The sequence below is a fragment of the Comamonas sp. JNW genome (genome assembly GCF_003105075.1).
In the GTDB taxonomy this organism is placed as follows: domain Bacteria; phylum Pseudomonadota; class Gammaproteobacteria; order Burkholderiales; family Burkholderiaceae_C; genus Comamonas; species Comamonas squillarum.
In genome coordinates, this window is sequence record NZ_QETI01000006.1 from 64,809 (window position 1) to 87,698 (window position 22,890).

Consider the following 22,890-nt stretch of genomic DNA (forward strand, 5'->3'; position numbering starts at 1 on the left):
CCCTGGCCCGTTCCACAAAAATCCACCGTCGTTAGGAATATCCAAATGAAGAAATCCCTTGTTATCGCATCGTTGATGGCTGCTGTTGCTCTGGCTGCTTGCGGCAAGAAGGAAGAAGCTGCTGTGCCCACACCAGCACCTGCGCCCGTGGAAGCGCCAGCACCTGCACCCGCACCTGCTGTTGAAGCTGCCAAGGACGCCGCCAACGCTGCTGCTGATGCTGCCAAGGACGCTGCTGCCGATGCCAGCGCTGCTGCTTCGAAGGCTGCAGACGCTACCAAGGAAGCTGCTGGCAATGCCGTCGATGCGACCAAGGACGCTGCCCACAATGCCGCTGAAGCCGCCAAGGACGCAGGCGCTGCTGCCGCTGACGCTGCCAAGTCGGCTGCTGATGCTGCTGCCAACGCCGCTACCGCTGCCAAGGAATCGGTGAGCAAGTAAGCGCTGAGCCGCTGGCCTGGTGGATGCCGGGCCTGCGCTGCAGACTTGCCTGAACGAGCCCGTGCTTTGCACGGGCTTTTTTATTGGCGCGCGCGGGGTGCATTGCGAGCAGCCGCTGGCATGGCTCTGAAGTCAATGTCCTTGGTTGCCCACAGTCCATTCCATAGCCCGCGCCCATGAAAAAAGCCACTGCGGCTGCGCAGTGGCTTCGGGGGTGTTGCGGTACACGGCCAGGTCAGGCCGCGCAGCGCATCACTTCATGTCGTCTGCCAGCACCTTCAGAATGCGCTGGGCGTTCGCCGAGGTGTCGGCCTTGCCGCTCTCGTTGAGCACGGTGACATTGCTGGTGTTGGCTTCGCTCTTGACCTGGATGCGGTACTTGATCGGGTCCGGTGCATCCGGGTTGCGGTTGAAGATCTTGGCAAAGAAACCGTCGGGCTTCTTGTTCAGATCGGTCGGGTCGATGTAGCGCACAAAGTACACGCCCTGGCTGCGGTCGCGGTCCTCAACGGTAAAGCCCGTGCGGTCCAGCGCCAGGCCCACACGGCGCCAGGTGCGGTCAAACGGATCGCTGACCTGCAGCACGGGCGAGCCATCGGCAGCGGTCGCGATCTTGGAGGTGCTCACAGGGGCCAGCGGCGCTGCGGCAATCGCCTTGGACTGCTCTTCGCTCACGCCCAGCTTGACCATGATGCGGCGCAGGAATTCGGTTTCCAGCTCTGGATCGGCCTTGCGCGGCTGCCAGATAGTGCTGTCCTTTTCCTTGTTGGAGTAGACCTCTTCCATGCCGCGGTGGCTCACGTAAATTTCGGTCTTGCCATCGGGGCGGCGCTCGATGCGGGTGCGGAACTTGTCCTGCTCGCCGGTCGAGTAGATCGAGTCAAACACCTTGCCAATGGAGCGGCGGATGAAATCCTGCGGCAGCTTGGCGCGGTTTTCGGCCCAGTCGGTTTCCATGATGCCGATGTCGGGGCGCTCGATGGTCAGCGCAAAGCCGCTTTCCTGCCAGAAGTCCTTGACCGGCTCCCAGACCTTGTCTGCGGGGCGGTCGATGACCAGCCAGCGCTGGTTGCCATCGCGCTCGATTTGCACGTCGCCAATCTGCGACGCGGCGGTGTTGGCCGTGCCCTTGGGGGCCGCATCCTTTTGCACCTGGTAGGCCGCAGCCGAGACCGTGCCGCCAGGCACGACATAGCGCGAGTCCTTGGACAGCTGGGTCAGGTCCGGGGGGACTTCCAGCGTTGGCCCCTTGGAGGCGCTCTTGTAGTCGATCTTGTCGCCTTCGAGAATATTGCCGGTACCGCAAGCGGCCAAAGTGACAGACAGGCTCAGCACGCTGAGTTTTGCGAGGGAATTCACGTTCAAATCCTTAACAGAGGCAACGCGCGGGTGTTGCTTTAGAGCAAGGAGGCTCCGCGCATTGCAGCTTCCACCGTGCCATGCAGACCGGCGGAAAGCTCGGTCATCGGCAGGCGCAGGGTCGGGCCACACAGGCCCATCTTGTTGGCCGCCCACTTTACCGGAATGGGGTTGGCCTCCAAGAAGAGGGCTTTATGCAGCGGCAGCAGTTTATTCTGAATTTCCATAGCCCGACCAACATCCTTGGCAATTGCCGCCTGGCATAGCTGGCTCATCAGGCGTGGCGCGACGTTGGCGGTGACGCTGACATTGCCGTGTCCGCCGCACAGCATCAGGGCCACGGCGGTGGGGTCATCGCCTGAGTAGATGCCAAAGCCGGCTGGCGCATCCTTGATCAGCCACTGGGCGCGCTCGATGTTGCCGGTCGCTTCCTTGATGCCGACGATGCCGGGCACTTCGGCCAGGCGCAGCACGGTGTCGTGCTGCATGTCGGCCACGCTGCGGCCCGGTACGTTGTAGAGGAAGATGGGCAGGTCGCCCACCGCTTCGGCAATCGCCTTGAAGTGCTGGAACTGGCCTTCCTGGGTCGGCTTGTTGTAGTAGGGCACGACCTGCAGCTGGCTGTCGGCGCCCACGCTCTTGGCGTACTTGGCCAGCGTGATGGCTTCGTGGGTCGAGTTGGCGCCACAGCCGGCCATGATGGGCACGCGCTTGTTGGCCTGCTCGACGGAGACGCGGATGATCTCCATGTGCTCTTCGACGGTGACCGTGGGCGACTCGCCCGTGGTGCCCACCACACCGATGCAGTTGGTGCCTTCGGCGATATGCCAGTCGATCAGTTTTCGCAGGCTTGCATAGTCCACGCTGCCATCGGCATGCAGGGGGGTGATCAGGGCAACAATACTACCGGTCAATGGAACACTGGTGGAAGTCATAGCGTGGAATGGAAGCTGGATGGAAGATTCTAGCGGGGGCTGGACTGCCGCCGCCGCAGGCAGTATAGCGCGCCCAGCAGCAATTGCTGTCATATTGATTGCAAACACGTTTATTGTTTGGTCATTTTGAATGTCTTGTAGCAGTTATTTGGTTAATTTGACGTAAATTTTGGGGTGATGGCTTGATATCGATTGTGTAATCGAATGCGCATGGGTGCGGGTAAGTCCTGTGGCTCCCACTGGGGATGGCGCTGCCTGCCGTGAACTGCGGCACAATGCCTGCCATGCTGATGTATCCCCAATTTGACCCGATTGCCATCAAGCTCGGCCCGCTGGCCGTGCATTGGTATGGACTGACCTATCTGGTCGCCTTTGGCCTGTTTTTGTTCCTGGGCATACGCCGCCTCAAGGACCAGCCCTTTGCCTCGGTCACCACGCCCACGCGCTGGCAGCGCAAGGATGTCGAGGACATTCTGTTCTATGGCGTGCTGGGCGTCATCGTCGGCGGCCGCCTGGGCTACTGCCTGTTCTACAAACCCGCTTACTACCTCAGCCACCCGCTGGAGATCTTGGCCGTCTGGCAGGGCGGCATGAGCTTTCATGGCGGCCTGGTGGGCGTGATCGTGTCCATGGTGCTGTATGCCAAGCTCAAGGGCCGGCCCTGGCTGCAGGTGGCCGACTTTGTCGCGCCCTGCATCCCGCTGGGCCTGGCCTCGGGCCGCGTGGGCAACTTCATCAATGGCGAGCTCTGGGGGCGCTTCTCAAGCCCCGATCTGCCCTGGGGCATGGTATTTCCGCAAAGCGGCTCGATGCTGCCGCGCCACCCCTCGCAGATCTACCAGTTCCTGCTCGAAGGCGTGCTGCTGTTCGTGGTGATGTGGCTGTACTCGCGCAAGCCGCGTGGCGAGGGCCAGGTCGCTGGCGTCTTTCTGATCGGCTACGGCCTGCTGCGCTTTATTGCCGAGTACTTCCGCGAGCCCGATGACTTTTTGGGCCTGCTGTCGCTGAACCTGAGCATGGGCCAGTGGCTCAGCCTGCCGATGGTGCTGCTGGGGATTTACCTCTGGAGCCGGGGCCGCAACCAGCCGGTGTTGACGACGGCCTAAACCGCGTATCCCCTGAATTTATAGGGCTATACTGATCAGCCGCTGTGCCGGATTCCTCTGGCACAGCGGCTTTGTTTTTTGTCTGAGCGGAGATAGGACGATATGACCAAAAAATGGGTGCTGGGCCTGGTGGCCGGTGTGTGCGTGCTGGGCAGTGCAGCGGTGTCTGCGCTGCAGGCCTTGCCCGATCTGAAAGTGGCCGTGGACCTGAGCTATGAGCCCTTTACCTACAAGCTGCCCACTGGCCAGCCCGCCGGTTTCGACGTCGACATCGCCAACGCGCTGTGCGCCCAGATCAAGCGCAAGTGCGTGTTTGTCGAGCAGGTCTGGGACGGCATGATCCCCGGTCTGCAGGCCAAGAAGTACGACGTGATCATCAGCTCGATGGCCAAGAACGAGGACCGCGCCCGTGTTGTGGACTTCACGAACAAGTACTACCACACCGGTGCGCGCATCGTGATGCCCAAAGGCTTCAAGTACACCGGCCCTGAATCGCTCAAAGGCAAGAAGATCGGTGTGCTCAAGGCCAGCATCCAGGAGAAGTGGGCGCTGACCTACCTCAAGCCCGCAGGCGCCGATGTGGTGTCCTACCCCGGCCGTGACCCGGTCTACCTGGACATCAATTCCGGCCGCCTGGACGGCTCGGTCGCCGACAGCGTCGAGATCGCCTACGGCTTTTTGAAAAAGCCCGAGGGCCAGAACTTTGAGTTTGTCAGCGACACCTTGGTGGACAAGAAGATCTTTGGCGAAGGCGCCAGCATTGCGATGCGCAAGGGCCAGCCCGAGCTGAAGAAGTCACTCAATGATGCGATTGCCGCCATCCGCGCGGACGGGCGCTACAAGCAGATCGCCGACAAGTACTTTGACTTTGACCCTTACGGCAAGGACTGAGAACGCAACGTAGTTCGCAGCGGCAGGGGGCGTGGCCCCCACCAATGACGCAAGCAGGCCTGGAGCAACCGGTGCCTGCTTTTTTTGTGTCCGCAAAGCGGGAGGGTAAGCGTTTGCACCGGTAACAGTGGTCGCGGGGGATGAACCGGGTGTTAACACGGGGGCCAAAATGCGCTGTAATTTCTCATAATTACAGCATTGCACCGTTGAGTTGGGTCTCTTAGTCAGAGACAATGCCAGAGCCAACCTGAGATTTTGGCGTGGACGGTGCAGAACGACTTTTCCAAAGGAGTGAGCGGATGGCGGTTGCCGGACAGTCCTTGCACGACACGGTGGCGATCCAGGTGCGCGACCTGATCTTTGCCGGCACCTTGGCGGCGGGCGAGCTGCTCGATGAAAAGGCGCTGTGCGACCAGCTCTCCGTCTCGCGCACGCCGCTGCGCGAAGCGCTCAAACTGCTGGTCTCCGAAGGGTTGCTGCGCCATGAGCCGCGGCGTGGCTGCTTTGTCGAGACCGTGACCGAGCGCGATCTGGACGATATCTTTCCAGTCATTGCGCTCTTGGAAGGGCGTGCCGCGTACGAGGCGACCAAGAAACTCAGCAGCGCCGACCGCGCCGTGCTCGATGTGATGCACGAGCAGCTGGCCCACTACGCCGAGGCGGGCGATATCGCGGCCTACTACCGCATGAACCACCAGATCCATGAGGCCTTCATCACCCTGGCCGACAACCGCTGGCTGGCCCAGGCCATTGCCGATCTGCGCCGCATTCTGCGTCTGGCGCGGCTGCACCAGCTGCGCGCGCCGGGCCGCCTGCAGGCCAGCTTGCAGGAGCACCTCGATATCTATGCCGTGATGCTGACGGGCGACGCCGATGCCGCCGAGCAGACCATGCGCAACCATTTGCTGCAGCAGCGCAAGGCCCTGCTGCGAACCACCCCCCTTTCACTGTCAAGGATTGCTTTATGACCACCGCTACCGAAACTTCGCCCGCTACCGCGGTGGACAGCGCCGCCAACAACTGGCTGCAAAAAAGCGCGGCCTGGCTGCGCTCGGTCGGCATTCCTACCGAGTTGGGCAGCAGCAGCGCTGCCGAAGGCGAGCGCAGCACCACCGAGCGCCTCAAGGCCACCTTGCGCCGGGGCAATGAGGCGCTGTCGCCGCGCGAGTTGCGCCGCCTGCTGGCGGACCTGCAGGCCGTGGGTGCCAGCGAGGTGAGTGACGCCGAAGGCGGGCGCCTGGCCGAGCCGGTGATGCAGTGGTATGCCGCCGCCCAGCCCGAGCAGCGCCTGGACTGCTGGCGCCTGCTGTGCGAGCAGTTCATGCCCGATGTGGCCAAGATTGGCCAGGCGCGCCAGCGCTACGAAGACGCGATCGGCACCGCCAGCATGGCCGCTGCCGAGCGCCACCTGCGCAAGGCCTTGCAGACCCCGCGCATGCGCCTGTTTCAGCGCTTTGCGGTGCCCGCGCAGGGCATGCGCTTCTTGCTCGATCTGCGCGCGCAGATGCTGCCCCAGCTCAAGAGCCAGGAATGGCTGGTCGCTGTGGACGCCGATCTGGAATACCTGTTCTCGACCTGGTTTGACATCGCCTTTTTGGAGCTGCGCAGCCTCAGCTGGGATTCGCCCGCGTCCTTGCTCGAAAAACTCATCAAGTACGAAGCGGTGCACGACATCCGCAGCTGGACGGACCTGAAAAACCGCCTCGACAGCGACCGCCGCTGCTACGGCTTTTTCCACCCGCGCCTGCCCAACGAACCGCTGATCTTTGTCGAGGTGGCCCTGGTCGACAAGATGTCGGACAGCATTGCGCCGCTGCTGGACGAGGCCGCTGCCGCAGCCGATGTGAACAAGGCCAGCACGGCGATCTTCTACTCGATCAGCAACACCCAGACGGGTTTGCGCGGCGTGAGTTTTGGCGATTCGCTGATCAAGACCGTGGTCGAGCAACTGCTGCAGGAGTTTCCCAAGCTGCGCCAGTTCGCCACCTTGTCGCCGATACCCGGTTTTCGCAGCTGGCTGGGCAAGAATGCTGGCGAGGTCTGGGAGGGCGCCGACAAGCGCCTGCGTGCCGAGCTGGGCAAGGCGCTGGACAAGGCTGAGCCCACGGTGGACGACTGGATGGCCGCGCTGGAGCAACCGGGCCAGTGGCAGGCGGGCGATGCGGCCGCCAAGCTGCTGCTGCATGCCGCTGCCCGCTACCTGGGCAAGAGCCTGGTCAAGGACAAACCGGTGGACCCGGTCGCGCGCTTTCACCTCGGCAATGGCTCGCGGGTCGAGCGCCTGAACTGGGCGGGCGATACCTCGGCCAAGGGCATCAAGCAGTCCTATGGTTTGATGGTGAACTACCTGTACGACTTGAAGCGCCTGGACAAGCACCGCAATGCGCTCGCCCAGGGAAAGATTCCGGTGTCATCGGGCATTGAGGCGCTGGCCAAGGTCTGAACCTGTTTTTGAGGATGGCAGGCCAGCATCGCGCCCCCGGGCGCTGCGCTGGCCTGGAGAGAGCTGCAGGCCCCCATAGGGCCGCAGCCTGGGTGGTAGGCATTCTTTGCTGACCACCCAGGGCCTGAGCGTTGCTGTCGGCGCGCGCAGGCGGGTGTGCGTGGATCTTTAAAAATAACCGTTAGGAGACAAGATGACCAAGAGCAATACACCTTCCCCGTCCAGAAGACGAACTGTCCTGGGCCTGGCCGCTGGCATGGCGGGCAGCGCGCTGCCCGCCTGGAGCTGGGCCAGTGCGGCCGCTGCGCGCGACTGGCCGAGCAAGCCGGTGACCTGGGTGGTGCCCTTTCCTGCAGGGGGTGGCACCGATGCCTTTGCGCGGCCGCTGTCCTCGCAGTTCTCGAAAATCTCGGGCAAGACCCTGGTGATCGACAACAAGGGCGGCGCAGGCGGCACCCTGGGGGCCAGCTTTGCCGCGCGCCAGCCCTCCGATGGCTACCATTTCTTTATGGGCGGCACCCACCATGTGATTGCGCCCTCGGTCTATCCCCGGCTTGATTACGACATTCAGAAGGACCTGGTGCCGCTGGCCTTGCTGGCGACGGTGCCGCAGGTGCTGGTGGTCAACCCCAAGCGGGTGACGGCGGCCAATATGCAGCAGCTGCTGGCCCAGCTCAAGGCCAACCCGGGCAAGATGAGCTTTGCCTCGGCTGGCGCCGGCACCAGCCACCACCTGGCCGGCGAGCTGTTCAAGATCCAGAGCCAGACCGACATCCTGCATGTACCCTACAAGGGCGCGGGCCCGGCGCTGCAGGACCTGATTGCCGGCAATGTGGACATGCTGTTCGATGGCCTGGGCTCGTCGGCCGCGCATATCGCCGCCGGACGCATCAAGTGCCTGATGGTCTCGGGCAGCCAGCGCAACCCCTCGCTGCCCGATGTGCCCTGCGCTGCCGAAGTCGGCTTGCCCGACTACAACGTGACCACCTGGTACGGCCTCTGGGCCATCAAGGGCACCTCGCCCGAGCTGCAGGCGCGCATGTTCGAAGAGGCCAAGCGCATGGGCGCCTCCGAAGAAATCAAGGCCATCTGGGCCAAGAATGGTGCGGAATATGGCAGCATGACGCAGCCGCAGTTTGCCGCCTTTGTGGCCGACGAGGTCAAGCGCTGGGCCGAGGTGGTCAAGGCCTCGGGCGCGAAGATTGAATGACAAGAGGAGCGAGATGATGGCGGGGCAGGTTCGTGTGCAATCGTGGGTGGCGGGCGAGGAGGCATCCCGCGCGCAGGCCGTGCGCGTGGTGCTGAACCATGCGGGCAAGCGCAATGCCATGTCGCGCGCCATGTGGCGCCAGCTGCGCAGCGTGTTTGAGGACCTGCAGCGCCAGCCCGGGCTGCGCTGCATCGTGCTGCAAGGCGAGGGCGAGGCCTTTTGTGCCGGTGGCGATATCTCGGAGTACGCCGACTTTCGCTTTGCCCCAGAGAGCCTGGCCGCCTTCCACGAAGGCGAGGTCTGGCCGGCGCTCAACGCCATGCTGCAATGCGATGTGCCGTTGGTGGCCGCCATTGAAGGCGCCTGCATGGGCGCGGGCGTGGAGCTGGCCAGCTGCTGCGACATGCGCCTGGCGGCCGACACCGCCCAGTTTGGCGCGCCGATTGCCAAACTGGGCTTTCCGATGGCACCCAAGGAGGCGGCGTTGGTGCTGAGCCAGGTGGGGCCTGCCAAGACGCGGCAGATGCTGCTGGAGGCAGCGCTCTTTGGCGCCGACCAGATGCTGGCCTCGGGCTTTTTGAGCCAGGTTCACCCCGCTCAAGACCTGCAGGCCCAGCTGGAACGCAGCGTGGCCCGCATCTGCGGCCTGGCGCCCCAGGCTGCCCGCATGACCAAGCAGCTGCTGCGTGCACTGGCCGAAGGCGATGCCCAGGCCCCGGTGCTGCAGCAGCCCTATGCCTATGCCGATTCGGCAGAACACCGCGAAGGCATTGCCGCCTTTGTCGACAAAAGAGCAGCCCAGTTTTGACCGTGCCTGCGCTGGCCACCGGCCGGGCCGCAGGCGCCAAGGAAACCACCAACCAAGTAGACAAACATGACCAACGACAACCTGTTCTGCGCCCTGCGCGCGGCCTTTCCTGAGGACCTCGATGCCATCGCCGTGGAGACCACGTCGGCCAGCGGTGAGCCGCTGAACTACAGCTGGCGCGATCTGGACCGCATGAGCGCGCGCATCGCCAACCTGCTCGATTCGCTGAATATTCCTTCCGGCAGCCGCGTGGCGGTGCAGGTGGAAAAGTCGGTCGAAGCGATGGCGCTATACCTGGCCACCTTGCGTGCCGGCCATGTGTTTCTACCGCTCAACACCGCCTACCAAAGCGCCGAGATCGAGTACTTTGTCACCAATGCCGAGCCGGCCGTTGTGGTCTGCTCACCGGCCAACTTTGGCTGGGTCTCCAAGATCGCCTTCCAGTGCGGCACGCAAAGCGTGTTCACCCTGGGCGATGACCGCAGCGGAACCTTGCTGGAGCGTGCGGTGCACTGCGCCGATGCACACACGCCTGCGCAGAAATCTGCCGACGACATGGCCGCCATCCTCTACACCAGTGGCACCACTGGGCGCAGCAAGGGTGCGATGCTCAGCCACGGCAACCTGCTGAGCAATGCCGTCATGCTCAAGGACTACTGGGGCTGGAAAAAGGGCGATGTGCTGATCCATGCGCTGCCGATCTTCCATGTGCATGGCCTGTTTGTCGCGATCCATGCGGCCTTGCTCAATGGCAGCAAGATGATCTGGTTTGCCAAGTTCGAGCCCAAGGCGGTGATTGCCGCGATGGCGCGGGCGACGGTCTTCATGGGCGTGCCGACCTTGTATGTGCGCCTGCTGGCCGAGCCGGGCCTGACCAAGGCAGCGGCCCAGCACATGCGTCTGTTCATCTCCGGCTCGGCGCCGTTGCTGATCGAGACCTTCCGCGACTGGCAGACCCGCACCGGCCACACCATCCTGGAGCGCTATGGCATGAGCGAGACCATCATGCTGGTCTCCAACCCCTACCAGGCCGATGCCCGCCATGGCGGCCAGGACGAGCGCCGGGGCGGCACGGTGGGCTTTGCGCTGCCGGGTGTGGGCGTGCGGGTGCAGGGCGATGACGGCCAGGCGCTGGGCGCCGACGAGATCGGCCATATCCAGGTGCAAGGCCCCAATGTGTTCAGCGGCTACTGGCGCATGCCCGAGAAGACCGCGCAGGAGTTCACTGCCGACGGCTGGTTCAAGACCGGCGACGTAGGCAAGATCGATGCGCGCGGCTATGTGACCATCGTCGGCCGCAGCAAGGACCTGATCATCTCCGGCGGCTACAACGTCTACCCGGCCGAGATCGAGGGCTTCATCAACGAACTGCCGGGCGTCGCGGAAAGCGCGCTGGTCGGCGTGCCGCACCCCGATTTTGGCGAAGTGGGTGTGGCGGTGGTCATTGCCAAGGCGGGCCAACCGCTCGATGCCGACGGCATCATTGCGACCTTGAAAAAGCAGCTGGCCAATTTCAAGATTCCCAAGCGCTGCTTTGTCGTGGGCGAGCTGCCACGCAACACCATGGGCAAGGTGCAAAAGAACCTGCTGCGCGACCAGTACCAGGACCTGTTCAAGGGCTGATGCGCCTATGGAGGCGGCATGCGCCGCCATGACAAAACCCTCGCGCTGTGGCCGCTCAGAAGCTGCCGCAGGCGAGGGTTTTGCTATGGGGATGATGCGGTTATACGGCGATCAGCGCAGTACCAGCACCGGTATCGTGGCATGGGTCAGTACATGCTGTGTTTCGCTGCCCAGCAGCAGGCGCTTCAAGCCCCGGTAGCCGTGCGATGCCATGACGATCAGGTCGCAGTTTTCCTTCTTCGCCGTCTCCAGCAGCGCCTCGGCAATCATGTCGGACTTGATCACCAGGGTCTTGATGGGCACGCCGGTCGCGGCGCCTTCGGCCACCACCTTATCGACAATGCCTTGCGCTGCGCGTTCCCAGCCATCCTCGATGCGCGCAATGTCATCGGGGTTTTGCATGGTGCTGCCTTCGAAGTAGCTGCGCGGGTAGTTGGGCGAGATGTTGACGGCAGTCACCGTGGCATGGCTCAGCTTGGCCAGCGCCAGTGCGTGGCGCACGGCCTTCTCGGACAGCTCAGAGCCATCGGTGGCAAGCAGGATATGTTGGTACATGGCAGGCTCCTTTCAGGTCAGACATGGGGCAGGGCTGTGGGTGGCAGCCTTGCCGTGGATGCAACTCAGAGCATCGCCGCTTGCGGCTTGAGCGGATGTCGGATCAGACCGCGTTTGTATCCGCTGGCGGAGCGACTTGGAACAGGGTCTTAAGCCGAGCAGGCCTGGGTGTTGATCAGGCCCTGGAGCTTGTCGGTGTCCAGAATGCGCACATGGCGCTGCTTGACCTCGATGATGTTCTCCTCGGCAAACTTGGAGAAGGTGCGGCTGACGGTCTCGAGCTTGAGGCCCAGGTAGCTGCCGATTTCCTCGCGCGTCATGCGCAGGATCAGCTCATGCTGCGAAAAGCCCCGGGCATGCAAGCGCTGCACCAGGTTCAGCAAGAAGGCGGCCAGGCGCTCTTCGGCGCGCATGCTGCCCAGCAGCAGCATGACGCCATGCTCGCGCACGATCTCTCGGCTCATGACCTTGTGCACATGGTGCTGCAAGGCGGTCACCTCGCGCGACAGGTCTTCGAGCGAGGAGTAGGGCATCACGCAGACCTCGGCATCTTCGAGCGCAATCGCGTCGCAGGAATGGCGGTCGTTGACGATGCCGTCCAGGCCGATGATCTCACCCGCCATCTGGAAGCCGGTGACCTGGTCGCGCCCGTCTTCGGTGGCGATGCTGGTCTTGAAGAAACCGGTGCGTATCGCATACAAGGAGGTGAAGGTCTCACCGTTGCGGAACAGCGCGCTGCCGCGCTTGATCTTGCGCCGGGTGGCGACGATCTCGTCGATGCGCTCCATCTGTTCGGCCGACAGTCCCACGGGCATGCACAGCTCGCGCAAATTGCAGCTGGAGCACGCTACTTTGATGGAGTTGGATGTCATGTATCAATACCCGTGAACAACTATTCAGATAGGAACGACGTTCCTTGGATGGGCCTATTGTGCGTGCTGGCGCCCAGAGGCTTCTTGATGTACATCAAGGACGCGTGGCAGGCCTTGGGGCACATTGGGGCGTCCGCTAGGAAGAAGAACCATGATTTCCCTGACCCCTGAACTGCTGTGCCGTTTTGATGTTCCCGGCCCCCGTTACACCTCGTATCCTACCGCAGACCGATTTGTTGAAGCCTTTGCTGCGAATGAGTACAAGCTGGCGCTGGCGCAACGCGGCACCGGTCTGGCGGGCCGGCTGTCGCCGCTGTCCTTGTATGTGCATGTGCCGTTCTGCGCCTCGCTGTGCTACTACTGCGCCTGCAACAAGATCATCACCAAGCACGCCGAGCGGGCCGACGAATACCTGGATTACCTCGAGCGCGAGCTGGACCTGCAACTGGCCCATGTCAGCGCCCGCCCGACCATCAGCCAACTGCACCTGGGTGGGGGCTCGCCCACCTTCCTGACCGATGCCGGCCTCAGCCGCCTGATGGATATGGTCAAAGAGCGTTTTCATCTGCAGCCCGGTGGCGAGTACGCGATCGAGATCGACCCGCGCACTGTGAGCGGCGAGCGCCTGCAGCACCTGTACCGGCTCGGCTTCAACCGGCTGAGCTTTGGCGTGCAGGACTTTGACCCGCTGGTGCAAAAGGCGGTGCACCGCGAGCAGCCCGCTGACCAGGTGTTTGCCTTGGTCGAGCAGGCGCGCGCTATCGGCTTTGAATCCATCAATATCGATTTGATCTATGGTCTGCCCCAACAAAGCCCGGCCAGCTTTGTGCGCACCATGGAGCAGGTCAACGCGCTGCGGCCCGACCGCATTGCGCTGTATGCCTATGCGCACCTGCCCGAGCGCTTCAAGCCCCAGCGCCGCATCCAGGCCCAGGACCTGCCCAGCCCCGCCGACAAGCTGGCGATGCTGGCCCAGGCCCTGGCGGCGCTGGAAGCCGCCGGTTATGTGTATGTGGGCATGGACCATTTCGCCTTGCCCGACGATGCCTTGGCGGTGGCCAAGCGCCAGGGCCGCCTGCACCGCAACTTTCAGGGCTACAGCACCCAGCCCGATTGCGATCTTATGGCGCTGGGCGTGTCAGCCATCGGACGCATTGGCGCCACCTACAGCCAAAATGCCAAGACCCTGGAGGAGTACTACGACCTGATCGACCAGGGCCAGATTCCCGTGGTGCGTGGGCTGGCACTGACGCGCGACGACCTGCTGCGCCGCACGGTGATCATGGGCCTGATGTGCCAGGGGTGCCTGGCGATTGAATCGCTGGAGCAGGCCTGGCTGATTGATTTTGCGCAGTACTTTGCCGCCGAGCTGGCCCAGCTGCGTGAGCTGCAGGAGCAGGGCCTGGTGCAGCTGAGCGACGAATCGATCAATGTGACCGAGCTGGGCTGGTACTTTGTGCGTGGCGTCGCCATGGTGTTTGACAAGAACCTGCAGGCCGACCGCAACCGGGCGCGCTTCTCGCGGATTATCTGAGGGCAGGGCGTGGGCGGGCCTCAGCCCTGCCAGGCCGCCAAGCTCTTGTAGAGCATGTAGAGCGCCAGGCACAGCAAGATGCCGCCAAAGATCTTCTTGAGCTGGCCCACCGGCAGCCGGTGCGCGGCGCGGGCGCCCAGCGGCGCGGTCAGCACGCTGCAGGTGGCAATGGCGGCCAGGCCGGGCAGCCAGATATAACCCAGCGAATGCGGTGGCAGCCCCTGCAGGTGCAGGCCGGCCACCATGAAGCCGATGACATTGGTGACCGCAATCGGAAAGCCCAGCGCCGAGCTCGTGGCTACCGCGTTGTGCATCGGCACGCTGCACCAGGTCATGAAAGGCACGCTGATGAAGGCGCCGCCCGCGCCCACCAGGCCCGAGAGGCAGCCGATCACGCCACCCGCAGCCAGCTGGCCGGCCGTGCCCGGCATGGCGCGCATGGCCTGGCTATTGGGCTTGCGGAACATGCGCAGTGCCGAGTAACCAATGAACAGGCCAAAAAACAAACCCAGGTAGCTGCCCTTGAGCACCGCAAAAATACCCAGGCTGGCCAGCAGGCCGCCCAGCACAATGCCCGGGGCCAGGCGTTTGACAAGGTCCCAGCGCACCGCGCCATGCTGGTGGTGGGCGCGCACGCTGGACATCGAGGTGAAGACGATGGTCGCCATCGAGGTGGCAATCGCCATCTTGATCGCCAGCTCCGGCGCCACGCCCTGGGTGCCCAGGATGTAGGTGATGAAGGGCACCAGCACCATGCCGCCGCCAATGCCCAGCAGGCCCGCCAGAAAACCGCCGATCAGGCCCAGAAACGACAGCGGCAGCAAAACAAGAGGATCAGTCATGGCGCGCAGTAAAAAGGCCACCTGAAACAGGTGGCCTGAAACCCCGCTGTCGCGGAGAGGAGAAGACAGGTTGGGCGGAGCCTGCCCGAAAAAATCAGGTGTTCGCAGCGGATCCACTGGACCGTCATCCTGAACCGGGGGTTCAGGTGGGCGAGGGCAACCTATCGTTGGGTTCATCTGACGCGAGACGATCACGCTCAATAGGTAATGTACCAAGCCCGTGCTCGTAGAGCATTGGTTCAAGGAACTATAAAGTCCAGCAGGGCTGCGAACGCTTTCATTGTAATCGCTCGCGCCTGCCGCACCCACCAAAACTGCAATTCAATGTGCCTGGATTGGTCAAAAAAGATAGCTGGTTAGCCAGATTGAGCAATGGGTGGCGTGATATTTTGCAGCCAGGCATTGCATGGCGCGGCAATCTGGTGTTGGCGCCTGCTCGCGGCAGTGCCTCAAGCGCTGGTGCCCAGGGTGTCGGCCGGTTGCGCGGGGGCCGGCGCCAGCGCCGCGTCCAGCCGTTGCATCACCGACTGCACACGGGGCGCATCCCAGTCCAGGCTCGCCTGGTCCCCAGGGGCGGTCTGGGCCTGGACCTCAACCATCGCGGCAGACTGCGCAGCAGCTTGCGCCTGCAGGGCGTCTGCGGTCTGGCTGAGCTGGCTGTTTTGCACTTGCAAATCAAGCAGGTCAAAAGCGACATTGAGGGCCGCCAGCACAGCGATGCGCTCGCGGCCACGGATCTTGCCCGCGTCGCGGATGCCGCTCATGGCCTCATCGACATGCTTGACGGCAGCCAGCAGACGTGCTTCCTGGCCTTCGGGGCAGCCCAGCATATAGCTTTGCTGCATGATGTGTACTTCCAGCTGTTTCATCATTCGTCCTGGTCAAAGGTCTTGGGCAGGCGTTCGATCAGTGCATCCACGCGGGCGCGGGCCGCTGTCAGGCGCGATTGGAGGGAGTCGCGCTCCTGGGTCAGGGTGGTGACTTGCTCTTGCAATTGGGCGTGGGCGCGTTGCAAAGCCTCATGACGGCTCAGCAGTGCCTCCACCCGCTCAAGCATCAGATCCATAGAAGGCGTAGTGGCCATAGAGAGACAGTCTTCTTAAGTGCGCAATGGGTTTAACGCTAAAATTGTACCCGTTGGTGCTCGCCCCAGTGGTTCACATGGGGGCAGTTCAACGGGAAGCAGGAGCGCTGCTTGTGCCCTACAAGCCTTGCGCAACCTGCGCTGCCCCCGCAACGGTAAGCGATGGTTGGCTTTTGCGCCATCCACAGCCACCACTATGCCACTGAATACCTTGAACAAGTGTTTGGGAAGGCGTGTGCTGTGTCATCGCCAGCCCGGATACCGGCCAACAATAGTGGAGGCGCGTGGCTGAGGCCTTGCCGCGGCTTCCGTGTTCCCCATTGCCGGCGGGGAGGCTGGCGCGGGGTGGTTCATCACCAACTCAGTGCATGTTTTCCTCTGCTTTTTCGACACGCCCCTGCGCGCGTCCCGCGCTTGCGCCCCGCTCGGGCACCCTCCATACCCCCCGTTTTTTGGCCTTGGCCATCGCAGCGGCGTTGCCCCTGTTGGCGCTGCAAGCTCAGGCGCAGCAGGCTACAGCCGCCCAGGAAACAGAGGGTAAGAACCTGCAAGAGATGGTGGTAACCGCCAACCGCATCGAGCAGCCGCTGTCCGATCTGGTGGCCGACATGTCCATCATCGATGCGCAGACCATCGAGCGCCAGGGCCCGGGCAGCGTGGCCGATGTGCTCGCGCGCGTGCCGGGCATCCAGATTTCGCGCAACGGCGGGCCGGGCACGACGACCAGCGTGTTCATGCGCGGCGCCGATTCGCGCTTTACCGCTGTCTATGTTGATGGCGTGCGCATGGATTCGCAATCGACCGGCGGCGCCTCCTGGCAATCGATTCCGCTGGCGCTGATCGATCGCATCGAAGTGCTGCGCGGCCCGGCCGCTGCCGTCTACGGCTCGGACGCGATGGGCGGCGTAGTGCAGATCTTCACCAAGAAAGGTGAGGGCACGCCCCAGCCCTATGTCGGCCTGGGCTTTGGCAACCGGGGCACGTTCACGGCCGAGGCCGGTATCTCCGGCGGCGCCGACGGCTGGGATTACGCGCTGGGTCTGAACCGCTCGCAGACCGATGGCTTCAATGCCCGCACCGTGGCCACCGCCAACCCAGACAAGGACGACTACCGCAGCAATGCGGTCAGCGGCCGCCTGGGCTACCAGCTCAACGGCCAGCACCGGCTCGAAGCCACCTTGCTGGCCAGCGATGTGAACTCGGGCTATGACAGCAGCCTGACCGAGGACGACCGCAGCCTGAACAAGATGTATGCGCTGGGCCTGAACTGGCAGGCGCAGTGGACCGAGCACTACAGCACCAAGCTGCAGTTCAGCCAGTCGCGCGACTATTACGAGACCCGGCCCTCGCCCTACCAGACGGACACGCGCCTGCATAACTACCTGTTCCAAAATACCTGGCGCCTGGGCGTCCACACCTTGACGGCCGCACTGGAGCGGCGTGACGACGCGCTGACGAATGGCGGCATTGACCGCGACCGCCACCAGAATGCGCTGGCGCTGGGCTATGGCCTGAACACCGGCCCGCACACGGTGCAGCTGAACCTGCGCCGGGATGACGACAGCGAGTTCGGCGGCAAGACCACCGGCAGCGCTGCCTATGGCTATGCCTTTGCAACCAACTGGCGCGCCACCGCGACAGTGGGCACGGCCTTTCGCGCGCCCACGCTCTACCAGCGCTTTAGCGAATACGGCGACGCATCGCTGCAGCCCGAGAAAAGCCGCAATGCCGAGCTGGGCCTGCGCTGGGCGCAGGGTGCCGACAGCTTCTCGGCCACGGCCTACCGCAACCGGGTCACCAACCTGATCAACTTCTCGTCGCCCGGCAGTTGCGACAGCGAATTCGGCTGCTATGCCAATGTGGGCAAGGCACGCCTGGAAGGCATTACCTTGGCGGCCACGACCAAGCTGGGCGCGTTCAACCTGCATGGTTCGGTCGACTTCCAGAACCCGCGCGATACCGAAAACGACAAGCTGCTGGCGCGCCGCGCCAAGCGCTATGCCACCCTGGGCGCCGAGACGCGTGCAGCCGGTTGGACCTGGGCGGCCGACCTGCAGACCAGCGCCAAGCGCTTTGACAATGCCGCCAACACCAATGTGCTGGGCGGCTACACCTTGTTCAACCTGTCGGCGCAGACCGAGGTGGCCAAGGATGTGAACCTGATCGCCCGTATCAACAACCTGGCCGACAAGCGCTACCAGACCGCACGCACCTATGCCACCGAAGGTCGCAGCGTGTATGTGGGTGTGAAGTGGATGCCGCGCTGAGCGCAGAGGGGATAAGCCAGCCATGACAGAGACGACGGTTCAGGACCGCCCAACGGCCGCTTGCGTGGCACTGCTGATTGCGGCGCCCGCATCGGGCCAGGGCAAGACCACGGTGACGGCAGCCTTGGCGCGCCTGCATGCCCGCCAGGGCCGGCGGGTCCAGGTGTTCAAATGCGGCCCGGATTTTCTCGATCCGCAGTGGCTGCGCCTGGCCAGCGGCCAGCCCGTGCATGCGCTGGATCGCTGGATGAACGGTGAAGTGGATGTGCGCGCACGCCTGTTTCAGGCCGCGCAAAGCAACGATGTGCTGCTGATCGAAGGCGTGATGGGCCTGTTCGATGGTGCCAACAGCGCGGCCGAGCTGGCCAAGTCGCTGGGCATCTCCGCTGTGGTGGTGGTCGATGCATCGGCCATGGCCGCTACCTTTGGCGCCATTGCCCATGGCCTGCAGCACTATGACCCAGGCCTGCAGCTGGCCGGTGTGCTGGCCAACCGCGTGGCCACTGCCCACCATGGTGAGCTGCTGCGCAGCGGCCTGCGCGACCCGGCACTGTGGCTGGGCGCGATGCACCAGGTGAGCCTCGATGCTGCGAAACCGCGCGCCAACCTGCTGCCCGAGCGCCACCTGGGCCTGGTGGCAGCCCATGAGCTGCACGACGCTGCCGAGCGCCTGGATGCCGCCGCCGACGTGCTGGCGCTAACGCCGCTGGGCCAGCTGAGCTGGCAAGAGTGGCAGCAGCGCTGGACGGTGGCCTTTACCGCGCCTGCTGTTGCCGCCCCGGTGCCCGCCTGGCTGGCCGGGCGCCGCATTGCCGTCGCCCGCGATGCCGCTTTCAGCTTTATCTACACCGCCAATCTGGAATGCCTGCAGGCCATGGGCGCCGAGCTGGCCTTTTTCTCGCCGATCGCAGGCGACCGCCTGCCCGCCTGCGATGCGCTGTGGCTGCCTGGCGGCTACCCGGAGCTGCACCTGCCCGCGCTCAAGGCCAATGCCGGCTTGCAGCTGGATCTGCAGGCGCACCTGGAACAGCGCAAGCCCGTCTGGGCCGAATGCGGCGGCATGGTGGCACTGGCCGAGGGCCTGACCGACCTGGACAGCCGCTGGCACAGCTTGTGGGGCTTGCTGCCAGCGCAGGCCGTGATGCACCAGCGCCTGGCGGGTCTGGGCATGCAGCAGCTGCTGACGCCCTGGGGCATGCTGCGCGGCCATACCTTTCACTATTCCAAGCTGCAGAGTGAGGCCCTGGAAGTGGCGCGCAGCAGCCGCCCGGGCCAGGCGGCCGAGAGCGGCAAGGGCGAAGCCGTCTACCAGCAGGGCAGCATCCATGCGAGCTATTTCCATGCCTGGTTTCCCTCGTGCCCGCAGGCCGTAGCGGCCTTGCTGGGGGTGGACATGCCGGTGGTCGATCCGCAGGCCTGGCACCGTGAGGCGTTGAACGCCTAAGATGCGCGGCATGGATGACTCTCTTTTCCACGTTGATGGAGCGCCGCTGAAGCTCTTGCTGCTGGGCGGGCAGAAATCGGGCAAATCACGCCAGGCCGAGCTGCTGGCGCGCGCCTGGCTGCAGGCCGATGCCGGCCGCAGCGCCAGCCTGGTCGCCACCGGCACCGCGTATGACGCCGAGATGCACGAGCGCATTGCGCGCCACCAGCGTGACCGCCGCGCCCGCGTGCCGCAACTGGCCACCGTGGAGGCGCCGCGCGACGTCGCCCAGCAGCTGCTGGCGAGCAGCCGGCCCGAACACCTGCTGGTGGTCGACTGCCTGACCCTGTGGCTCACCAACTGGTTGATGCCGATGGAGCCTCCAGCGCTTTCACCTGCGCAAGCCTGGCAGGTACAGTGCGATGCCTTTGTCGCTGCCCTGCAGGCCGCACCGGGGCCTGTCATTTTGGTCAGCAATGAGATTGGCCTGGGTGTCATTCCGATGGGCCGCGAGGTGCGCGCCTTTGTCGATGCGCTGGGTCTGCTCAACCAGCAAGCGGCAGCGGCCTGCAACCGCGTGCAACTGATGGCAGCGGGCTTGCCGCTGCAGATGAAATGATGGCCTTGTTGATGGCTCCCCGACCCCTTTTGCGGCAGGCACTGGCCCGTGTGGCGCTGATGCTCGCGTTGCCGATGGCCCAAGCTGCGCCGTCCGCCAGCGTCGATGAACTGCGCCTGCAACCCTTTGCCAATGCGCCGGTCTGGAAAGACCAGGACCTGGTTGCTCCCGTGGCCATCGTCGACGACCGGGGCCGCAAGGTCCAGCTGGCGCAACCACCGCAGCGCATCGTGAGTCTTCTGCCGTCGCTCACCGAGAGCACCTGCGCGCTGGGACTGTGTGAGCGCCTGGTGGGGGTGGACCGCTATTCGGACTGGCCCGCCTCGGTCAAGAAACTACCGGTGGTGGGCGGCGGTCTGGACCCGAGCGTTGAATCCGTGGTGGCGCTCAAGCCCGATGTGGTGCTGCTGTCCGATGCCTCCAAGGCAGCAGAGCGCTTGCAGGCGCTGGGCCTGAAGGTGGTGGCGCTCGATGTGAAGTCCAAGGCCGATATCCACCGCGTGCTGGGCACCCTGGGCCAGCTCCTGGGCGTGCCCCAGGCGCAGGGCGCTGACCGGGTCTGGCACGCGCTGGAATCGGGCATTGATGCGGTGGTGCGCGACCTGCCCGAGCGCACGCGCCATACCCGGGTCTACTTTGAGGTGAGCCGCGGCCCTTATGCGGCCGGCCCCCAGTCCTTTATTGGCGAGACCCTGACCCAACTGGGCGTGGACAATGTCGTGCCCGCTGAGCTGGGCCCCTTCCCCCGGCTGAGTCCCGAGTTTTTGCTGCGCGCCCAGCCGGATGTGATCATGCTGGGCAACCGCAGCATGCAGGCTGCCACCAGCTACCCGGGCTGGCACAACCTCCAGGCCGTCAAGGCCGGGCGGGTCTGTGTGTTTACGGATGAAGAGTCGTATGCGATCGTGCGCCCAGGCCCGCGCATGGCCCAGGCGGCGGCGCTGATGGCGCGCTGCCTGGCCGACAAGGCACCGGGCAAGGCTGCGGTGGCGCGCTGATGGCTGCTTTTCCCACCTCAGCACCCGCATCCGCAGCGCAGCGCGAGGCGGCGCCCGGCCTGCGCCGCAGTGCCTGGCTGGCGCTGGTGCTGCTGGTGCTCAGCGCCTTGCTGCTGCTTGTCGGCGCCAGCGTCGGTAGCACCGGTTGGGAGAGCGTGTTGCGCATGCGCGACGACCCGACTTCCTGGCAGATCGTCGTCGATATCCGCCTGCCGCGCTCGCTGGGCGCCTGGCTGGCTGGTGGCCTGCTGGGCCTGGCGGGGGCTGTCGCTCAGGGCCTGTTTCGCAACCCGCTGGCCGATCCCTATTTGCTGGGCAGTGCGTCTGGCGCCTCGCTGGGCAGCGCATTGGGCCTGGTGCTGCTGGGCTCGTCCGTCACCAGCCTGAATCTGCTCTACCGCCTGGGCATGACCGGCATGGCCTTTGTGGGTGCCGCCTGCGCGGTGGCGCTGACGGTGGTGCTGGCGCGCAATGTGCAAAACACCTTGCGCCTGTTGCTGGCCGGCGTGATCGTCGGTGTGGTGCTGGGCGCCATGCGTGATCTGCTGGAGCTGCGCCACCCCGATATTCTGCAGGCGATGCAGGCCTTTACCCTGGGCACCTCGGCCTTTGTCGGCTGGGAGGGCTGCGCGCTGATGGCCGGCGTGCTGCTGGTCTGCGTGCTGGCCACCTGGTGCTGCGCCCGCCTGCTCGATGGCCTGACCCTGGGCGAGGCGACGGCCGCCAGCCTGGGCTTGCCACTGGCCCCGTTGCGCTATGGCCTGGTGGCCGTGCTGGCCCTGGCCACCGGAACCTCGGTGGCGCAGACTGGCCTGATCGCCTTTGTCGGCCTGGCCGCCCCGCACTTGGTGCGCAGCCTGGTGCAGGTGGGCCATGGCCGCAGCACCGTGCTGGCTGCCGCGATGGGTGGCGTGCTGCTGCTGGCCGCCGATATCTTGGCGCGCTGGCTGGTGGCCCCGCAGGAGCTGCCGGTGGGCGTGCTGACCGCCGCGCTGGGCGGCACTTACCTGCTCTGGCGCATGCACCGCAGCACCCGGTCGGCAGGGGGGCTGTGATGCAAACTCCGAACTCTGCTGCGCTGAGCGCCACCAATATCCACGCCGCTGTGCATGCAAGGCCGATTCTGCAAGGCGTCAATGCCCAGTTTGCCCAAGGCCGCTGGACCAGCATTGTCGGCCCCAATGGCGCGGGCAAATCCAGCCTGCTCAAGGTGCTGGGCGGTTTGTGGCCGGCGGCACAGCTGCAGGGCGAGGTAGCACTGCTGGGCAAGGATTTGCAGCGCTGGCCGCGCAAGCAGCGCGCCCAGGCGCTGGCCTGGCTGGGCCAGGGCGAGGTGGTGACGCAAGAGCTGACGGTGATGGATGTGGCCATGCTGGGCCGCCTGCCGCACCAGCCCTGGTTTGCAGCGCCCAGCCGCGAAGACCATGCGGTGGTGGAGCAATGCCTGCGCGCAGCCCATGCCTGGGACTGGCGCCACCGGCCGGTGGCCGAACTCTCGGGCGGCGAGCGCCAGCGCGTGCTGCTGGCCCGGGCCATGGCCGTGCAAGCCCAGGTACTGCTGATGGATGAGCCGCTGGCCAACCTGGACCCACCGCACCAGACCGACTGGGTGGACAGCATGCGGGCCTTGACCGCCCAGGGCATCACCGTGGTCAGCGTGCTCCACGAGATATCAGTGGCGCTGCTGGCCGACCATATGCTGGTGCTGCAGGCCGGCCGGGTGCTGCACCAGGGCCGCTGCGACGACCCGGCCACGCATGCCGCACTGGAGGCGGTGTTTGACCACCGCATCCAGGTGCGAGCGATTGATGGCGTCTGGATAGCCTTGCCGCGCACCGCCACTGTAGTGCAAGCCCCTGAGCGCCTGCGCTGAATCCCTG

At 64.5% G+C, this 22,890-nt stretch carries 22 protein-coding genes and 1 riboswitch; of the genes, 15 read left to right on the forward strand and 7 right to left on the reverse strand.

Going from position 1 to position 22,890, the window contains the following annotated elements; all coding sequences use genetic code 11:
- The first annotated feature begins 45 nt into the window (after window positions 1–45).
- On the forward strand, window positions 46–441 hold the full coding sequence (locus tag DCO45_RS10620; RefSeq protein ID WP_116925823.1) for a hypothetical protein: 396 nt from the start codon (window positions 46–48) through the stop codon (window positions 439–441).
- Window positions 442–693: 252 nt separating this feature from the next.
- Here DCO45_RS10620 and bamC read toward each other — a convergent pair whose 3' ends face one another.
- Together bamC and dapA are read right to left on the reverse strand one after the other, a co-directional pair.
- On the reverse strand, window positions 694–1,800 hold the full coding sequence (gene bamC, locus DCO45_RS10625; RefSeq protein WP_116925991.1) for an outer membrane protein assembly factor BamC: 1,107 nt from the start codon (window positions 1,798–1,800) through the stop codon (window positions 694–696).
- Between the two features lie 38 nt (window positions 1,801–1,838).
- Window positions 1,839–2,735, reverse strand: coding sequence for a 4-hydroxy-tetrahydrodipicolinate synthase (dapA, locus tag DCO45_RS10630; protein WP_116925824.1), 897 nt, complete (start codon window positions 2,733–2,735; stop codon window positions 1,839–1,841).
- A 275-nt stretch (window positions 2,736–3,010) separates the two neighbouring features.
- Between dapA and lgt the strand changes: the two genes are divergently transcribed.
- The 7 genes from lgt (at window position 3,011) to DCO45_RS10665 (ending at window position 10,816) form a co-directional block, all read left to right on the forward strand.
- A complete protein-coding gene (gene lgt, locus DCO45_RS10635; RefSeq protein WP_116925992.1) occupies window positions 3,011–3,841 on the forward strand; it encodes a prolipoprotein diacylglyceryl transferase in 831 nt (276 codons plus the stop codon).
- Window positions 3,842–3,943: 102 nt separating this feature from the next.
- Window positions 3,944–4,732, forward strand: coding sequence for a transporter substrate-binding domain-containing protein (locus tag DCO45_RS10640; protein ID WP_116925825.1), 789 nt, complete (start codon window positions 3,944–3,946; stop codon window positions 4,730–4,732).
- A 299-nt stretch (window positions 4,733–5,031) separates the two neighbouring features.
- Window positions 5,032–5,700, forward strand: a complete 669-nt coding sequence (locus DCO45_RS10645; protein ID WP_116925826.1) for a GntR family transcriptional regulator — start codon at window positions 5,032–5,034, stop codon at window positions 5,698–5,700.
- Window positions 5,697–7,175 carry a malonyl-CoA decarboxylase gene (locus DCO45_RS10650; protein ID WP_116925827.1) on the forward strand — a complete coding sequence of 493 codons (1,479 nt, stop codon included), beginning with the start codon at window positions 5,697–5,699 and terminating at the stop codon, window positions 7,173–7,175. The genes DCO45_RS10645 and DCO45_RS10650 overlap by 4 nt, the downstream gene beginning before the upstream one ends.
- 256 nt (window positions 7,176–7,431) lie before the next feature.
- The gene (locus DCO45_RS10655; RefSeq protein ID WP_243419324.1) at window positions 7,432–8,385 is read left to right on the forward strand and encodes a tripartite tricarboxylate transporter substrate binding protein; all 954 of its coding nucleotides are present in this window, start codon (window positions 7,432–7,434) and stop codon (window positions 8,383–8,385) included.
- A 16-nt stretch (window positions 8,386–8,401) separates the two neighbouring features.
- Entirely contained in the window at window positions 8,402–9,193 is a 792-nt protein-coding gene (locus DCO45_RS10660; RefSeq protein WP_116925993.1) for an enoyl-CoA hydratase/isomerase family protein, read from the forward strand.
- A 66-nt stretch (window positions 9,194–9,259) separates the two neighbouring features.
- Window positions 9,260–10,816 (forward strand): malonyl-CoA synthase, encoded by a 1,557-nt coding sequence (locus DCO45_RS10665; RefSeq protein WP_116925829.1) that lies wholly within the window; start codon window positions 9,260–9,262, stop codon window positions 10,814–10,816.
- Window positions 10,817–10,927: 111 nt separating this feature from the next.
- On the opposite strand, the gene DCO45_RS10670 is transcribed toward DCO45_RS10665, so the two are convergent.
- Entirely contained in the window at window positions 10,928–11,371 is a 444-nt protein-coding gene (locus DCO45_RS10670; RefSeq protein ID WP_021027068.1) for a universal stress protein, read from the reverse strand.
- 149 nt (window positions 11,372–11,520) lie between these two features.
- The gene (gene fnr, locus DCO45_RS10675; protein WP_116925830.1) at window positions 11,521–12,243 is read right to left on the reverse strand and encodes a fumarate/nitrate reduction transcriptional regulator Fnr; all 723 of its coding nucleotides are present in this window, start codon (window positions 12,241–12,243) and stop codon (window positions 11,521–11,523) included.
- A gap of 151 nt (window positions 12,244–12,394) precedes the next feature.
- Between fnr and hemN the strand changes: the two genes are divergently transcribed.
- Window positions 12,395–13,777, forward strand: coding sequence for an oxygen-independent coproporphyrinogen III oxidase (hemN, locus tag DCO45_RS10680; RefSeq protein WP_116925831.1), 1,383 nt, complete (start codon window positions 12,395–12,397; stop codon window positions 13,775–13,777).
- Window positions 13,778–13,797: 20 nt separating this feature from the next.
- Here hemN and DCO45_RS10685 read toward each other — a convergent pair whose 3' ends face one another.
- The 3 genes from DCO45_RS10685 to DCO45_RS10695 all read right to left on the reverse strand — a co-directional run bounded on the left by DCO45_RS10685 (window position 13,798) and on the right by DCO45_RS10695 (window position 15,703).
- The gene (locus DCO45_RS10685) at window positions 13,798–14,619 is read right to left on the reverse strand and encodes a sulfite exporter TauE/SafE family protein (RefSeq protein WP_116925832.1); all 822 of its coding nucleotides are present in this window, start codon (window positions 14,617–14,619) and stop codon (window positions 13,798–13,800) included.
- Window positions 14,620–15,068: 449 nt separating this feature from the next.
- A complete protein-coding gene (locus tag DCO45_RS10690; protein ID WP_116925833.1) occupies window positions 15,069–15,488 on the reverse strand; it encodes a cell division protein ZapA in 420 nt (139 codons plus the stop codon).
- Window positions 15,488–15,703 (reverse strand): hypothetical protein, encoded by a 216-nt coding sequence (locus DCO45_RS10695; protein ID WP_021027064.1) that lies wholly within the window; start codon window positions 15,701–15,703, stop codon window positions 15,488–15,490. The genes DCO45_RS10690 and DCO45_RS10695 overlap by 1 nt, the downstream gene beginning before the upstream one ends.
- Before the next feature lie 37 nt (window positions 15,704–15,740).
- Window positions 15,741–15,988, forward strand: a riboswitch (cobalamin riboswitch).
- A gap of 269 nt (window positions 15,989–16,257) precedes the next feature.
- Here DCO45_RS10695 and DCO45_RS10700 point away from each other — a divergent pair.
- The 6 genes from DCO45_RS10700 (at window position 16,258) to DCO45_RS10725 (ending at window position 22,883) form a co-directional block, all read left to right on the forward strand.
- Window positions 16,258–17,970 (forward strand): TonB-dependent receptor, encoded by a 1,713-nt coding sequence (locus DCO45_RS10700; protein WP_347707645.1) that lies wholly within the window; start codon window positions 16,258–16,260, stop codon window positions 17,968–17,970.
- Window positions 17,971–17,992: 22 nt separating this feature from the next.
- Window positions 17,993–19,414 (forward strand): cobyrinate a,c-diamide synthase, encoded by a 1,422-nt coding sequence (locus tag DCO45_RS10705; protein ID WP_116925835.1) that lies wholly within the window; start codon window positions 17,993–17,995, stop codon window positions 19,412–19,414.
- Window positions 19,415–19,424: 10 nt separating this feature from the next.
- Window positions 19,425–20,012 (forward strand): bifunctional adenosylcobinamide kinase/adenosylcobinamide-phosphate guanylyltransferase, encoded by a 588-nt coding sequence (locus tag DCO45_RS10710; RefSeq protein WP_116925994.1) that lies wholly within the window; start codon window positions 19,425–19,427, stop codon window positions 20,010–20,012.
- An 11-nt stretch (window positions 20,013–20,023) separates the two neighbouring features.
- Window positions 20,024–21,010 carry an ABC transporter substrate-binding protein gene (locus DCO45_RS10715; protein WP_232539406.1) on the forward strand — a complete coding sequence of 329 codons (987 nt, stop codon included), beginning with the start codon at window positions 20,024–20,026 and terminating at the stop codon, window positions 21,008–21,010.
- 77 nt (window positions 21,011–21,087) lie between these two features.
- On the forward strand, window positions 21,088–22,065 hold the full coding sequence (locus tag DCO45_RS10720) for an iron ABC transporter permease (protein WP_313900091.1): 978 nt from the start codon (window positions 21,088–21,090) through the stop codon (window positions 22,063–22,065).
- A complete protein-coding gene (locus tag DCO45_RS10725) occupies window positions 22,065–22,883 on the forward strand; it encodes an ABC transporter ATP-binding protein (RefSeq protein WP_116925837.1) in 819 nt (272 codons plus the stop codon). The genes DCO45_RS10720 and DCO45_RS10725 overlap by 1 nt, the downstream gene beginning before the upstream one ends.
- Window positions 22,884–22,890 lie beyond the last annotated feature (7 nt).

What these genes read in the sequence shown, in the direction of transcription:
- DCO45_RS10690 (WP_116925833.1), bottom strand. Translation starts at nt 15,488, where the DNA reads ATGAAACAGCTGGAAGTACACATCATGCAGCAAAGCTATATGCTGGGC.
- DCO45_RS10685 (WP_116925832.1), bottom strand. Translation starts at nt 14,619, where the DNA reads ATGACTGATCCTCTTGTTTTGCTGCCGCTGTCGTTTCTGGGCCTGATC.
- DCO45_RS10640 (WP_116925825.1), top strand. Translation starts at nt 3,944, where the DNA reads ATGACCAAAAAATGGGTGCTGGGCCTGGTGGCCGGTGTGTGCGTGCTG.
- DCO45_RS10660 (WP_116925993.1), top strand. Translation starts at nt 8,402, where the DNA reads ATGGCGGGGCAGGTTCGTGTGCAATCGTGGGTGGCGGGCGAGGAGGCA.
- dapA (WP_116925824.1), bottom strand. Translation starts at nt 2,735, where the DNA reads ATGACTTCCACCAGTGTTCCATTGACCGGTAGTATTGTTGCCCTGATC.
- DCO45_RS10710 (WP_116925994.1), top strand. Translation starts at nt 19,425, where the DNA reads ATGGATGACTCTCTTTTCCACGTTGATGGAGCGCCGCTGAAGCTCTTG.
- DCO45_RS10665 (WP_116925829.1), top strand. Translation starts at nt 9,260, where the DNA reads ATGACCAACGACAACCTGTTCTGCGCCCTGCGCGCGGCCTTTCCTGAG.
- DCO45_RS10620 (WP_116925823.1), top strand. Translation starts at nt 46, where the DNA reads ATGAAGAAATCCCTTGTTATCGCATCGTTGATGGCTGCTGTTGCTCTG.
- DCO45_RS10725 (WP_116925837.1), top strand. Translation starts at nt 22,065, where the DNA reads ATGCAAACTCCGAACTCTGCTGCGCTGAGCGCCACCAATATCCACGCC.
- DCO45_RS10715 (WP_232539406.1), top strand. Translation starts at nt 20,024, where the DNA reads ATGGCTCCCCGACCCCTTTTGCGGCAGGCACTGGCCCGTGTGGCGCTG.
- fnr (WP_116925830.1), bottom strand. Translation starts at nt 12,243, where the DNA reads ATGACATCCAACTCCATCAAAGTAGCGTGCTCCAGCTGCAATTTGCGC.
- DCO45_RS10670 (WP_021027068.1), bottom strand. Translation starts at nt 11,371, where the DNA reads ATGTACCAACATATCCTGCTTGCCACCGATGGCTCTGAGCTGTCCGAG.
- DCO45_RS10700 (WP_347707645.1), top strand. Translation starts at nt 16,258, where the DNA reads ATGGTGGTAACCGCCAACCGCATCGAGCAGCCGCTGTCCGATCTGGTG.
- hemN (WP_116925831.1), top strand. Translation starts at nt 12,395, where the DNA reads ATGATTTCCCTGACCCCTGAACTGCTGTGCCGTTTTGATGTTCCCGGC.
- DCO45_RS10650 (WP_116925827.1), top strand. Translation starts at nt 5,697, where the DNA reads ATGACCACCGCTACCGAAACTTCGCCCGCTACCGCGGTGGACAGCGCC.
- DCO45_RS10695 (WP_021027064.1), bottom strand. Translation starts at nt 15,703, where the DNA reads ATGGCCACTACGCCTTCTATGGATCTGATGCTTGAGCGGGTGGAGGCA.
- DCO45_RS10655 (WP_243419324.1), top strand. Translation starts at nt 7,432, where the DNA reads ATGGCGGGCAGCGCGCTGCCCGCCTGGAGCTGGGCCAGTGCGGCCGCT.
- lgt (WP_116925992.1), top strand. Translation starts at nt 3,011, where the DNA reads ATGCCTGCCATGCTGATGTATCCCCAATTTGACCCGATTGCCATCAAG.
- DCO45_RS10645 (WP_116925826.1), top strand. Translation starts at nt 5,032, where the DNA reads ATGGCGGTTGCCGGACAGTCCTTGCACGACACGGTGGCGATCCAGGTG.
- DCO45_RS10705 (WP_116925835.1), top strand. Translation starts at nt 17,993, where the DNA reads ATGACAGAGACGACGGTTCAGGACCGCCCAACGGCCGCTTGCGTGGCA.